This is a genomic window from Salinispora oceanensis (assembly GCF_000383575.1).
Lineage (GTDB): Bacteria > Actinomycetota > Actinomycetes > Mycobacteriales > Micromonosporaceae > Micromonospora > Micromonospora oceanensis.
Genome location: NZ_KB911579.1, coordinates 2,265,342 through 2,277,999, shown reverse-complemented (window position 1 = coordinate 2,277,999; position 12,658 = coordinate 2,265,342). Strand labels below are relative to the sequence as shown.

The window sequence follows — 12,658 nt, the reverse complement described above, 5'->3', positions numbered from 1 at the left end:
TTATGGGACAGGGGATGGTCGATCCGGTCAATGTCCAGCAGGATTTCGCATGGCACTCACTCCGCAGCTCGCTCCTCGTTCCCGCGTCGACGCAGCAGGCATTCGCGGTATTCACCGGCGCGATAGCCGACTGGTGGGTCATGGAGTACACCTGGTCCGGCCCCGGCCTACTGACCACGCTGGAGATGGAACCGTGGACCGACGGGATGTTGTACGAAATCGGCCCGCACGGCTTCCGCAACGACTGGGGCCGGGTGCTGACCTGGACCCCGCCCCGCCGGCTCGTCTTCACCTGGCAGATCGGGGCGGACCGCGTCCCAGCGCCCGATCCGGCCCGGGCCAGCGAGGTCGAGGCACTCTTCCGGCCCGACCGGTCCGGACAGACGCGGGTGGAGGTGGAACACCGACACTTCGATCGGCACGGCCCGGCCGCGGAGGGCTACCGCCGAGCGTTGACCGCTGGCTGGTCCGAACTCCTCGCCCGCTACGCGATCGTGGTCGCGAAGCGCACCCTCGGCTGAGGCACTGGCCCGGCCGCACCCACCACGTTTCAACACGCTGCGTAACCAAGGTGGCCTACCTGCGGATAGCGACAGCCAGGGTCCCGGGGAGCTTGCCCGGCGCGCTACTCTGCGCAGCGTTACTTCGCCCGAGGAAGGACTGCGATGCTGATCCCACGCGCCACGCGAGCTGCCACCCTGGCCGCCTGTGCGACGTTCCTGCTTGCCAGCAGCGCCTGCGGGGCCGATGAGTCCGACGAGGCCACCGCTTCCTCGGTACGTCTCTACGGCACCGACAGCACCATGCTCAACTCGTTCCCCACCGAGTTGGGAGACCAGGCCAGCCTGGTTGACGGGATGAAGGGCACCACGCCGCTGACGCCGCTGCCGGAAGATTTCAAGGACCGGTTGCGGTCGGTCGACTCCAACCTGACCAGCTTCGTCTACGCCGCGGAGGCCTACGACGCGGTGCTGATCAGCGCGCTGGCCGCGCAGCTCGCCGGTACCACCGATCCGGCGGCTATCGCCGCACAGATCGTCGGCATCACCAACGGCGGCCAGCGGTGTGAGACCGCCGTAACCTGCCTCATGCTGGCCCGGGACGGGCAGGACATCGAGTACCGCAGCGTCTCGATCACCCGAGGTGGGTTCACTGCCGCCGGCGAGCCCTCCACCGCCAGCTACGCCACCCTGCACTTCGACGGCACGCAGATCAACGACGCCAAGACGGAGTTCGTCGGTGCGGGCTTCGAGTCCAACGCGAGCGACACGCCGCCGCCCGGGGGCGGGGCGGCTGACGAGGACGACGAAGGCCCGCTGGTGCTGGGGGGCCTGCTACCGCAGACCGGCGCCCTCGTGCTGTCCAACCCACCCCTCGCCGCCGGCGCCGCGCTCGCCATCCAGGAGATCAACGCCGCCGGTGGCGTCCTTGGCGCCCCGGTTACCTGGATAGACGGCGATGACGGCACTGATCCTGCGGTCGCCAAGGCGACTGTGGCCAGCCATGCCGCCGCCGGCGTCCACGTCATCATCGGCGCCGGCGCATCCGGCGTCTCGCGGGCGGTGTTACCCGACGTGATGCAGGCGGGGATGGTGCTGTTCTCCCCATCGAACACCGAAGCGAGCCTCACCGACCTGGACGACGAGAACCGCTACTTCCGGACCGCTCCGCCAGACAGCTTGCAGGGCCGGGCACTGGCTGACGTCATCCTGCGGGATGGCCCGCAGCAGATCGCGATCGTGGCCCGTCAGGATCCCTATGGCGAGGGGCTCCAGGAGATCGTCCGATCCGAGCTGGAACGGGCTGGCATCGACGCGGGCCGGCTCAAGCTCAACACCTATCAGCCACCGGAGGGCGCCGAGGCGGCACCGGTCGACTTCACGTCCATGGTCCGCGAGATCAAGGAAGCTGGGTCCGACGCTGTTGTGATCATCGGCTTCAATGAGTCGGCCGGGCTGATCCGGGCCCTCGCCGACGCAGGGGTGCCGTTGCACCACTGAGCCGCAGTCGGTTGGGCGGGGCCGCACCGAAGCACGGCACGGCCCCGCCCAACCGGCTCCGCACCCCACGCGGCCAGTTACGCACCCGCCCAACCAGCTACGCACCCACTCGGCGAGCTATGTGCCCCGCGCCCGCCGCCGACGTCACCCCGGTTCAGGGCCGGTGCCGACGCTCGAGAAAGTCGGTCATCCGCCGGTGCTTCTCCTCGTCCTCGAAGAGCACCGCCTGACCAACCAGATCCAGGTGCGGGTGTGCGGCGGCCGGAGCGTCCACGGCCAGCTTGGTTAGCCGCAACGCGAGCGCGGAGCCCTTCGCCACCTCGTCGAGCAGGGCGTGCGCCGCCGGCAGCAGCTCGGCGGGCTCGGCGACCACCCGGTTGACCAGACCGATCCGCAGGGCCTCCGCAGCGTCCACCCGCCGGCCGGTGAAGAGCAACTCCTTCGCCCGCGCCTCGCCGATCAGCGCCGGCAGCCGGTGCGTCGCCCCCGCGCCCGCCAGGATGCCGAGCCGCACCTCGGGCTGACCGAAGACGGCCCGCGAGGTGCACACCCGTAGGTCGCCGGCGTACGCCAACTCGGCGCCGCCGCCCAGGGCCGGCCCGTCGACAGCTACCACGGTCGGCATCGGCAACGCCCTGATCCGGGCGAAGACGGCCGAGTTGATCGCGGCGAGGGCATCCAGCCGGTCTCGCTCGCGGAGCTGCCCAATGTCGGCGCCCCCGGCGAAGATGCCGTCAGCGCCCCCGGTGAGCAGCAGCAGCCGGGGCCGAGCCTCCAACTCGGCGCAGAGTTCGTGGAGCGCGTGGACCAGGTCAACGTCGATGGCGTTGCGCTTCTCCGGGCGGTCCAGCACCGCCACCACCCGGTCGGCCTGTTCGTCGATCCGCAGGCCCCTCACGCCCGTACCCCGTTCTCCCACCGGTAGAAACCCTGGCCGGACTTCTTGCCGAGGTGTCCGGCGGCAACCATCTCGACCAAGAGCGGCGGCGGCGCGAACCGCTCCCCGTACGCGGCCGCCAGAGTGCGGGCGATATCGAGCCGCACATCCAGTCCGACCAGGTCGGTGAGCTCCAGCGGCCCCACCGGATGCCGGTAGCCAAGCACCATCGCCTTGTCGATGTCCGCCGGTTCCGCCACCTTGTCGGCGACCATTCGAATCGCCTCCAGACCGAGCGTCACCCCAAGCCGGGAGGTGGCGAAGCCGGGCAGGTCCCGTACGACGACCGGATCCTTGCCCAGCCGAGCGGCGAGCGCGACCGCCGCGTCCGTGCTCTGCGGTGCGGTCCCCGGGCCGACCACGACCTCGAGCAACGTCATCGCCCAGACCGGGTTGAAGAAGTGCAGGCCGAGGAAGCGGTCCGGGCGGGTCAGCCCCTCGGCCAGCTCGGCGATCGAGATGCTGGAGGTGTTGCTGGCCAACAGCGCGGGGCTCAGGTCCTCGGCGTCGCGTAGCACAGAGCGCTTCAGGTCGGCCCGCTCCGGAACGGCCTCGACCACGACCTCCGGGCCGGCACTGACCTCGGTGAGGGCTCCCCGAACAGTCACCCGGGACCGGCTGGCGTCGGCCTGCTCGACCGTCATCCGGCCGCGGCCAACGGCCCGGTCCCACAGCTCACCGAGGCGCACCGCGGCGGCTTCACCCCGGACCTGATCGACCTCGACCAGGTCCACGTCGTAGCCGGCACCGGCGGCCACGTACGCGATCCCGAGGCCCATCGTGCCGGCCCCGATCACGACCCAACGGTCACCCATGGCGCCTCCTCCCTCCGGCGGCGACCCGGGATCACCCACGCCGTCCCGCCTGTCCGTGTCGCTCGTCCCCGCGACCCTATTGGTTGGGTGGCGGCGCGCGGCGGCCCGGCACCGGGCGGAAGGCGAGCTCCCGGATGGACACCGCTGCGGCAGCTCCACGACCGGCTCTGCGGTGTACGGCACGCCGGTCCGGCTTACTGCCCGGTCAACCGGCCGCGGGGCCGTATCCTGGCGGCGTGACCACGCTGGACCGACTCGCGACCGAGAAATACATCCTGCTCACGACCTTCCGCAAGGACGGCCGTGCGGTGCCGACCCCGGTCTGGGCGGTCCGTGACGGCGATGCGCTCGTAGTTTGGACAGTTGCCAGCTCCGGCAAGGTGAAGCGGATCCGGCGCAGCGGCGATGTGACCGTCGCCCCCTGCGATGTCCGAGGTCGACCGCACGGCCCGGCGGTGCCCGGATACGCCGCGCTCGCCGACTCGGCGGGCACCCGGCGGGTCCGCGGCCTGATCAAGGAGAAATACCGGGTACTCGGCCGGCTCACCCTGTTGGGGAGCCGGCTACGCCGCGGCGAGGAGGGCACGGTTGGGGTTCGGGTCACGCTCAAGGACTGAGCCGCGCCCGCCCACGGAGCCGTCCCGGGGCTGAACCGCGGTCGAGCCCTCCCGGGGTTGAGCCGCGTCCGCCGGGCAGAAATGCCGTAGGGCGGTGGACTGATCGTCCACCGCCCTACGCGCATTGTCCGCTGGCTCTCACCCGGTCAGTCCCCCTGCCGCTGCTGTGGGATCTGCCCCTGCAGCAGCGCTCTGACCTCCGACTCCCGGTATCTGCGGTGCCCGCCAAGAGTCCGGATTGCACTCAGCTTGCCGGCCTTGGCCCAACGGGTCACCGTCTTCGGGTCGACACGGAACATCGACGCCACCTCGGCCGGCGTGAGCAGCGGCTCCGGTTCGTGCGTTCGCGATGCCATGGGTCACTCCTCCACATGTATAGACATCGGCCGGGGTCCCGCCGGCCGACGCGTCTCCCATGGTCCGGCTAGTCCCCGATGTCCGACATGGGCCGAACGGCCGAACGTCCCTAGACGGACGGATGAACCATGACCGAATTATTCGCCTTTAGTATGACAGGAGGCACCTCATGTGGTCTCATGATAGCGGCTCGTGACGAATCAAACGCGAATGGTTTCCGGGGTTAACGAGGGACAATCGACCGAAATGGGGTCAGTTGCACCGCTCGAGCAACTGCACCGCACGCCACCGTGCGACCAGCTTGTCGTAAGCCGTTGACGCCTCCTCCGCCTCGCCCCGAGACAGCCCAGCCAGACCGGCGGCGACCAACTCCGGCGAGTCGTCCGCCGCGAGGGTCTCGTCGGAGAGCAGCGACACCAGCCCGCCGTAGTCCAGTTCCACCACCGACCGTGGATGGAACTCCTCCAGCCAGCGGGCGGCCTCCTCCACCGCCTCCGTGATCGGCGCGGCACCGACCGACTTGCGTAACACGGCAAGGGCCCGCGACGAGCGACGGCGGGCCTTAGAAATCTCGGTGCGGTACCGCAGCGCCCGCCGGCCGGGCTCGGTGACCTGGTGCCGCTCCGCCGGCTCGAAGAGGACAAACCATCGCAGCGGCACACCCCAGGTGGCGATCTGCTCGTGCACCCGAGGAACGCCGTGCTCCAGGACACGCGCCCCGCTACGCCAGTCGTCCACCACCGCCTTGGCCTTCCCGGCGAGCACCGGCGGCACAAAGGCGTCAGCCAACACCGGAGGCACGCCGTCACGGGCGTTCAGCGCCGCCTCGGCGACCCGGATACGCAGGTTCCACGGGCAGACGAGCAGCGTGTCGTCGGCCTCCAGCACGTACGCCTCGTCCGGCAGATTCGGCAACCGCGTCCAGCCCGCCCCGAGCGCCTCGATCACCGACGTGAGTTGCCGGCCGGGCCCCTCCGCCGGGGCGACAGCCCGTCCCTGTTCGACGTAGTTCCGCCAGTACGCCTGGCGGTCACGGTCGAAGGCGGTCAACGGTTCGTACACGCGCAGGTATGCGGCGAAGAGCGAGGGCACGGCGCGATCCTCCCACGAGTCGGCTGCGAATCCCTGGTGGCACAGTTTCGGGTGCCCTCCGGAGTCGCCGAGTAGCTGGTCCCGCCGTACGGACGCACACGTCGGTGACGACGGAGACGATGTCGGCCGATACTAGGCTCAGCGGCACCGGCAGCATCCCGCCGGCGTCCGCAGGTCCGCGGCCCACAAGGCCGCACACCACACCAGGAGTGAGTCATGGGCGTATTCGCCACCACCGACGACCCCGGGTCGGTCGGCCACGAGCAGGTTCTGTTCTGCCAGGACAAACAGTCCGGCCTTCGGGCGATCATCGGCATCTACTCCACGGCGCTGGGACCCGCGCTCGGCGGCACCCGGTTCTACCCGTACGCGAGCGAGGAGGCGGCCCTCGCCGACGTGCTCGACCTCTCCCGCGGCATGGCGTACAAGAATGCCCTCGCCGGGCTGGACCTGGGCGGCGGCAAGGCAGTCATCTGGGGAGATCCCGAACAGCTCAAGAGCGAGGCGCTGTTGCGCGCCTACGGCCGCTTCGTGGACACCCTGGGTGGCCGCTACTACACCGCCTGCGACGTTGGTACCTACGTGGCCGACATGGACATGGTCGCCCGGGAGACCCGGTTCGTGACCGGCCGAAGCCGGGAGCACGGGGGCGCCGGCGACTCCTCGATCCTCACCGCCTGGGGCGTGTTCCAGGGTATGCGCGCCGCGGCTGAGCACGCCTGGGGCACGCCGACGCTGCGCGGACGACGAGTCGGCGTGGCCGGCCTGGGCAAGGTCGGCAAGCACCTGGTCGGCCACCTCCTTGACGACGGCGCCGAGGTCGTGGCGACCGACGTGAACCCACGGGCCCTGGCCTGGGCGCGGACCAACCATCCGCAGGTGACGCTGATGGACGACGCCACCGCGCTGACCGCTTCCGACATTGATGTGTACGCCCCGTGCGCGCTCGGGGGCACGCTCAACGACGACACCGTCCCGGCGCTGCGGGCAAAGGTGGTCGCCGGCGCGGCGAACAACCAGCTCGCCCACCCGGGCATCGAGAAACTCCTCGCCGACCGGGGCATCCTGTACGCGCCCGACTACGTGGTGAACGCCGGTGGCGTGATCCAGGTCGCCGACGAGATCGAGGGCTTCAACTTCGAACGCGCCAAGCTACGGGCGACCAAGATCTACGAGACCACCGGGGAGATCCTGGCGCTCGCCGATGCCGAAGGGGTGCCACCGGCGGTGGCCGCGGACCGGCTGGCCGAGCGGCGGATGGCTGAGGTGGGCCGGCTGCGGACCATTCTGCTGCCCTGATCACGTCCCGGGGGCGGGCCGGGCTGGTTCCGCCCCTGGGCCGCCACAGCGACGCGGCGCGGTTAAGCTGGATTCACGGTGATTCGCCTGCTGTTAGGGGCGCTCCCCGGATTGGCCCTTACCGAGTACACTGGGTGACGACCGGCCCGCCGCGACGCGCGGAGCCGGGCGACGGTAACCCGAGGTGCCGAACGATGGCATCTCCATGTACCGTAAGAGCCACGAGAGATGCCTGACGTCATCGGGGCCCGCCTTCGGGCTGCCCCGCATTCTGTGCGAGGGGGTCGAGCCATGGGGCGCGGCCGAGCTAAGGCCAAGCAGACAAAGGTGGCCCGGGAGTTGAAGTACCACTCCCCGAACACCGACCTCGCCGCCTTGCAACGCGAACTCGGCGGCAGCCACAAGTCGGACCACGACTTCGACGACGACTACAAAGAGTATGTCGACGACGATGACGAGGACCACGTGGACGACGACCCGGACAACCGGGCTCGTCCCAACCGCTGACCCCTGGTCGCAACTGAGCACGCGGTCGATCCGCGTGCTCATGTCTGTGCCCATCGGTCAGCGGTCCCCGACGGAGGCAGGGCGTGTCTCGGAGTGACTGGCAGTGGCTCCGAGGCACGCCTTGTTCGGCAGCTGCCGGGGAGCGCCGGCGCAGCATGGAGGGCTTGGGTGATCAGTCGACCCCGGGGTGGCCCGTCGGCTCAGCGTGGGCGGTTGTTCCAGTTGTAGAACGTCGGGATGTTCTCGAAATGATTCCAGGCGCAGACCGCGCTGGAGGTGCCGTCTCCCGCCGCCTCCGCCCGTAGGTGGCGGGCCGCCTCGGCCTCGTGAAGCAACGTGGTGAGGTCGGCGCCAGCGGCGCGGACCCGATCAACCACGTCGTCCGAGACCGCGCCCACCGTACGCTCAGGTTGCCGGGAACCGGTGTTCTCGGGCATGCTCCAACACTCCCTCCAGTAGGCGGATCTTGCTGTTGCGGCAGTGCTCGGTCTCCGTACCGTCAAATCGTCCCTGCTCGAAGTAGCGATTGGCCGCGTGGCCACCGCCGCAGAAGCCGAAGTAGGAACACGATGCCCGGCACGCCTCCACGCCGGCGAGGAACTCCCCGACCCAGGATGTCCCCGCGGCCTCAGCCAGGATCTCCGCCAGCGGAGTGACCAGCACATTGCCGCTGCTGAAGTCGCCGTACCGGGGGTTCGTGAAGCCGGCCAGTTCGGGCGAGAGCACGGTCACCGAACCGTCGTGACCGACCGTGGGAATCGGGTCCAGCCGACGGGGCAGCAGCTGCTCCTCAACGCCGTCCAACACCGCCGCGGCGTACCGCAGAGACCACTCGATCTCACGCAGGTGGATGCGGGGGTTCCGGCGCCAGGCCGCCACCAGCTCTGCCCAGAAGGCGGTCACCGCAGCCGCGTCGTGGCGGTTGGCCCGCGTATTGACCCCCTCGGTCTCCTCGATGTTGACGCCCAACACATCCGGGCCGAGGTCGAGGAAGAAGTCGTACAGTTCGCGGGCGAGACCCGGCTCGGGGCGCCCCACCACGGCCAGCGCCGAAAACGGCAGCCCATGTCGACGCAGCACCTCGACTCCCCGCATGATCTGGGCGTACGCGGGGCGCCCGCCCCGGGTGACCCGATCCGCGTTGCGCGCCCGCGGCCCGTCCACGCTGACACTCACCCGGACCCGGTGCTCCGCGAAGAACCGACACCAGGAGTCGTCGATCAGCGTCGCGTTGGTCTGGACGTGATGCTCGACCTCCGGCCCGAACGGGGCAATCAGCGCGGCAAGGAGCTCCTGCCCGGCGGCGAGCGGCTCACCACCGTGCCACACCACGGAGAATCGCCCAGCTCGCGCCCATGGATTGACCGATGCGGCCACCGCCTCCGCCACGTCGACCGGCATCCGCCGGTCGACCTTCCGGAACGGGAGATAGCAGTATTCGCAGTCGAGATTGCAGAGCGTGGTGGGCTGCATAACCACATAGGCTGGGACGGCGGCCAAACCGCGCATCCCACCTGTCGACTGCCCGCGTACCGCCATCGCCCTCCTCTACCAGGCCTGGGCGCGGTGTCGACACCCCGACGCGCCTGGCGACGTGGAGGGCACTCCTCAGGCTAGGCGGAGTCGGCCACCCGGGTGAAGCCCTGATCGGCAGTCCGACCGGGCACCGCAGCAATCAGCCACGGGTGTGCTGCCCGACCATCTGCACATTGCCGGTGCCCTCAACGATCTCGCCGACCTGCCACGCGTCCACGCCACGGCCGGTGAGGGTGGCCAGCGCGCGGTCGGCGTCCTCGGCGGAGACGATCGCGAACATGCCGACGCCCATGTTGAACGTCGCCTCCATCTCCGGCGCCTCAATCCGCCCCTTGGACTGCACCAGGTCGAAGATCGGCTGCGGTTTCCAGGTAGCGCGATCGACCACCGCGTCCACGTGCTCCGGCAGGACCCGGACCAGGTTCCCCGGGATGCCGCCCCCGGTCACGTGGGCGAATACCCGGACCTCCGTTTCAGCGATCAGCTTCAGGCAGTCCTGGGCATAGATCTTGGTGGGAGTCAGCAGCTCCTCACCGAGGGTGCGTTGCCGGCCGAAGTCCTCAATGACCACGTCCAGCCGCATCCGGCCGGCACCGAGCAGCACGTGCCGGACCAGGGAGAATCCGTTCGAGTGTAGGCCGGAGGCGCGCATCGCAATCACTACGTCGCCGACCTCCACCCGCTCGGAGCTGAGGATTTCGCTCTCCTCCACCACCCCCACGCCGGTGGCCGAGATGTCGTACTCATCTGGGCGGAGGACACCAGGGTGTTCGGCGGTCTCCCCACCCAGCAGGGCACAACCGGCGTACCGGCAGCCATCGGCGATACCCGCGCCGATCTCGGCAACCCGGTCTGGAACAACCTCCCCGGTGGCGATGTAGTCGAGCAGGAACAGCGGCTCGGCACCACACGCCACCAGGTCGTCCACAACCATGGCGACCAGGTCGATGCCGACCGTGTCGTGAATGTCGAGCTGCTGCGCGATCACCAGCTTCGTGCCGACGCCATCGGTGGAGGAGGCGAGGATCGGATTCTGGTACTTCTTCGTATCCAACCGGAACAGGCCGGCGAAGCCCCCCAGATCGCCCATCACCTCTGGCCGTCGAGTCTGCTTCACCTTCGACTTGAGCAGCTCAACCGCGCGGTCGCCTGCCTCGATCGAGACACCGGCATCCAGGTACGAGGCCGAGCGTTTGCGCACCGGGCGCCCGGAGGCGGTGGTCCAGGGCTGGCGGTCGCCGCCGGCACCGGTCTGGCTACTTCCTGCGCCGCTGCGCTCGGACACGTGCGTCACGGTTCTCCCCTTAGATGGTCCTGGTGCGAACCGGCTGGTGGCCGGACCGCACCCGGGTGGTGCTACCGGATGTGGTTTTTCGGCTCTTCCGGGTCGGGGCGCGGCACCCGCGCCGAGCTGAACGCGTCATAACCGCTCTGGGCGGCGACGAACGGAGTGACGTGCGGTTCGGCAGTTTCGGCGGCGACCCGCCGACCGACCCCCTCGAGCACGTGCTTGCCGATCAAGCTGTCAGCCGGCAGTTCGATTGGATAGTCGCCGTCGAAGCACGCACGGCAGAGCCGGCTCTTCGGTTGCTCGGTGGCCGCGATCAGACCGCTGAGCGACACGTAGCCGAGCGTGTCGGCACCGATCGACCGCCGGACGCCCTCGTTATCCAGACCATTGGCGAGCAGCTCGGCGCGGGTCGCGAAGTCGATGCCGTAGAAGCATGGCCACGCGACCGGCGGTGAGGAGATCCGAACGTGTACCTCCAACGCACCGGCCTCGCGCAGCATTCGCACAATGGCCCGTTGGGTGTTGCCGCGGACGATGGAGTCGTCCACAACGACCAGCCGCTTACCCCGTACGTTCTCCCGCAGCGGGTTGAGCTTGAGCCGAATACCGAGCTGACGCAGCGTCTGCGACGGCTGGATGAAGGTGCGCCCGACGTACGGATTCTTCATCAGACCGGCCCCGAAGGTAATGCCGGACTCCGCCGCGTAGCCGATCGCGGCGGGGGTGCCCGATTCGGGCACGGGGATCACCAGATCGGCCGCTACCGGGTGCTCCCGCGCCAGCTGTCGACCGATCTGCACCCGAGCCGCGTGCAAGTTCCGGCCGGCGATCGTGGCGTCTGGACGGGCGATGTAGACGTATTCGAAGAGGCAGCCCTTCGGCTCCGGGGCGGCGAAGCGGGCAGAGCGCAGCCCATCCTCGTCGATGGCGATCAGCTCACCCGGCTCGACCTCGCGGACCACGCTGGCACCAACGATATCGAGCGCAGCCGTCTCACTGGCCACCACCCAGCCGCGCTCCAGCCGGCCCAGTACCAGCGGACGGACCCCGTGCTGATCACGGGCCGCGTAGAGCGTTGACTCGTCCATGAAGACGAAGCTGAACGCCCCCCGTAGCTGCGGCAACACCTCCAGCGCGGCGGCCTCCACCGAGAGGTCGGGCCGGCTGGCCAGCAGCGCGGTCACCAGCGAGGTGTCGTTGGTGGCCCCATCGCCGGCCACGGCCCGCTCGCCGGCCTCCCGCTGCAGCTCGGCCGTGTTGACCAGGTTGCCGTTGTGGGCCAGGGCGATCGTCGTGCCGGAGGCGGTGGAGCGGATGGTCGGTTGGGCGTTCTCCCAGGTGGAAGCGCCGGTGGTCGAGTAACGCGCGTGGCCGACCGCCACATGCCCGCGCAGACTGGCCAGGGTTGGCTCGTCGAAGACCTGGGCCACCAGGCCAAGGTCCTTGTAGACCACCACACCCGTGCCGTCACTAACGGCGATACCAGCCGCCTCCTGCCCCCGGTGCTGTAACGCGTACAGCCCGAAATAGGTCAGGTTGGCGACCTCCTCGCCGGGCGCCCAGACACCGAAGACGCCGCAGGCGTCCTGGGGGCCGGGACGCTGGGGGTCAAGGTCGTGGCTCAACCGGCCATCGCCTCGGGGCACCTGCCGCTCCCTCTTGCTGGACTGGCCAGGCGAATCACGGGATTCGCTCCTCGGCCGGGACCGCTTGTCGTCGCTGACAGTGTACGCGACCCCCCACCTGCACAGAAAGTCACGAAATCACTGCATCCTGTAACTCCCCGCCCGCTGTCACCTGCTAAAGCGGCAGGTAAGCGGCTAGGTCCGCCCGGACCCCACTGACCCGTACGCGACCCTCAGCGACCGCTTCCGCCCAGGGGACGCGCCCGGTCGCGACCCGCAACCAGGTCTCCGGGTCGGTCTCGACCACGTTCGCCGGGGTGCCGCGGGTGTGCCGGGGACCCGGCACACACTGCACCGCGCCGTAGGGCGGGACCCGTACCTCCACCGATCGACCGGGTACCCGCTCCGCGAGCACGGTCAACAGGGCACGAACCGCCGCCCGGAGCACCGGACGATCGGGGGTATGCCCCGCGTCGAGCGCCGACAGCGCTACCGCGACGGCAGGCGTCCTAGCGTACGAAGGGGGCACAGCGGGACGATACGGCGCGCGCGCGGATGCTCTCACACCGGCCCTGGGTCGCG

14 protein-coding genes are annotated in these 12,658 nt (G+C 69.6%); 5 read left to right on the top strand and 9 right to left on the bottom strand.

All coding sequences use genetic code 11. The features are described 5' to 3' along the window. Window positions 1-2: 2 nt before the first annotated feature. Window positions 3-521, top strand: coding sequence for an SRPBCC family protein (locus SALPAC4_RS0110730; protein ID WP_027644752.1), 519 nt, complete (start codon window positions 3-5; stop codon window positions 519-521). Between the two features lie 144 nt (window positions 522-665). After that, window positions 666-2,000, top strand: coding sequence for an ABC transporter substrate-binding protein (locus SALPAC4_RS0110725; RefSeq protein ID WP_019870315.1), 1,335 nt, complete (start codon window positions 666-668; stop codon window positions 1,998-2,000). Between the two features lie 154 nt (window positions 2,001-2,154). On the opposite strand, the gene SALPAC4_RS0110720 is transcribed toward SALPAC4_RS0110725, so the two are convergent. Continuing rightward, the gene (locus SALPAC4_RS0110720) at window positions 2,155-2,898 is read right to left on the bottom strand and encodes an enoyl-CoA hydratase/isomerase family protein (protein ID WP_019870314.1); all 744 of its coding nucleotides are present in this window, start codon (window positions 2,896-2,898) and stop codon (window positions 2,155-2,157) included. After that, window positions 2,895-3,752 (bottom strand): 3-hydroxyacyl-CoA dehydrogenase family protein, encoded by an 858-nt coding sequence (locus SALPAC4_RS0110715; protein ID WP_018730819.1) that lies wholly within the window; start codon window positions 3,750-3,752, stop codon window positions 2,895-2,897. The genes SALPAC4_RS0110720 and SALPAC4_RS0110715 overlap by 4 nt, the downstream gene beginning before the upstream one ends. A 236-nt stretch (window positions 3,753-3,988) precedes the next feature. Between SALPAC4_RS0110715 and SALPAC4_RS0110710 the strand changes: the two genes are divergently transcribed. Next, on the top strand, window positions 3,989-4,369 hold the full coding sequence (locus SALPAC4_RS0110710; RefSeq protein ID WP_018730820.1) for a PPOX class F420-dependent oxidoreductase: 381 nt from the start codon (window positions 3,989-3,991) through the stop codon (window positions 4,367-4,369). Window positions 4,370-4,515: 146 nt separating this feature from the next. Here the strand turns inward: SALPAC4_RS0110710 and SALPAC4_RS0110705 are convergent, their stop codons facing one another. Next, window positions 4,516-4,725 (bottom strand): BldC family transcriptional regulator, encoded by a 210-nt coding sequence (locus tag SALPAC4_RS0110705; protein WP_007073996.1) that lies wholly within the window; start codon window positions 4,723-4,725, stop codon window positions 4,516-4,518. Between the two features lie 253 nt (window positions 4,726-4,978). After that, window positions 4,979-5,818 carry a hypothetical protein gene (locus SALPAC4_RS0110700; RefSeq protein ID WP_019870313.1) on the bottom strand — a complete coding sequence of 280 codons (840 nt, stop codon included), beginning with the start codon at window positions 5,816-5,818 and terminating at the stop codon, window positions 4,979-4,981. A gap of 216 nt (window positions 5,819-6,034) precedes the next feature. Here SALPAC4_RS0110700 and SALPAC4_RS0110695 point away from each other — a divergent pair, with 216 nt between their 5' ends. Both SALPAC4_RS0110695 and SALPAC4_RS0110690 read left to right on the top strand, forming a co-directional pair. Then, entirely contained in the window at window positions 6,035-7,117 is a 1,083-nt protein-coding gene (locus SALPAC4_RS0110695; protein ID WP_019870312.1) for a Glu/Leu/Phe/Val dehydrogenase dimerization domain-containing protein, read from the top strand. A 291-nt stretch (window positions 7,118-7,408) separates the two neighbouring features. After that, on the top strand, window positions 7,409-7,624 hold the full coding sequence (locus SALPAC4_RS0110690; protein ID WP_011904080.1) for a DUF3073 domain-containing protein: 216 nt from the start codon (window positions 7,409-7,411) through the stop codon (window positions 7,622-7,624). A 200-nt stretch (window positions 7,625-7,824) separates the two neighbouring features. Here the strand turns inward: SALPAC4_RS0110690 and amcA are convergent, their stop codons facing one another. The 5 genes from amcA to SALPAC4_RS0110665 all read right to left on the bottom strand — a co-directional run bounded on the left by amcA (window position 7,825) and on the right by SALPAC4_RS0110665 (window position 12,605). After that, the gene (gene amcA / locus SALPAC4_RS0110685) at window positions 7,825-8,061 is read right to left on the bottom strand and encodes a multiple cyclophane-containing RiPP AmcA (RefSeq protein WP_027644751.1); all 237 of its coding nucleotides are present in this window, start codon (window positions 8,059-8,061) and stop codon (window positions 7,825-7,827) included. Continuing rightward, window positions 8,030-9,133 carry a cyclophane-forming radical SAM peptide maturase AmcB gene (amcB, locus tag SALPAC4_RS0110680; protein WP_019870310.1) on the bottom strand — a complete coding sequence of 368 codons (1,104 nt, stop codon included), beginning with the start codon at window positions 9,131-9,133 and terminating at the stop codon, window positions 8,030-8,032. Before amcB ends, amcA begins: the two co-directional genes overlap by 32 nt. A gap of 166 nt (window positions 9,134-9,299) precedes the next feature. Next, complete coding sequence (gene purM / locus SALPAC4_RS0110675; RefSeq protein WP_019870309.1) at window positions 9,300-10,454, bottom strand: phosphoribosylformylglycinamidine cyclo-ligase; 1,155 nt, start codon at window positions 10,452-10,454, stop codon at window positions 9,300-9,302. Window positions 10,455-10,516: 62 nt separating this feature from the next. Continuing rightward, window positions 10,517-12,097 (bottom strand): amidophosphoribosyltransferase, encoded by a 1,581-nt coding sequence (gene purF, locus SALPAC4_RS0110670; protein ID WP_027644749.1) that lies wholly within the window; start codon window positions 12,095-12,097, stop codon window positions 10,517-10,519. A 154-nt stretch (window positions 12,098-12,251) separates the two neighbouring features. Then, entirely contained in the window at window positions 12,252-12,605 is a 354-nt protein-coding gene (locus SALPAC4_RS0110665; protein ID WP_223874730.1) for a sterol carrier family protein, read from the bottom strand. Between the last annotated feature and the right edge of the window lie 53 nt (window positions 12,606-12,658).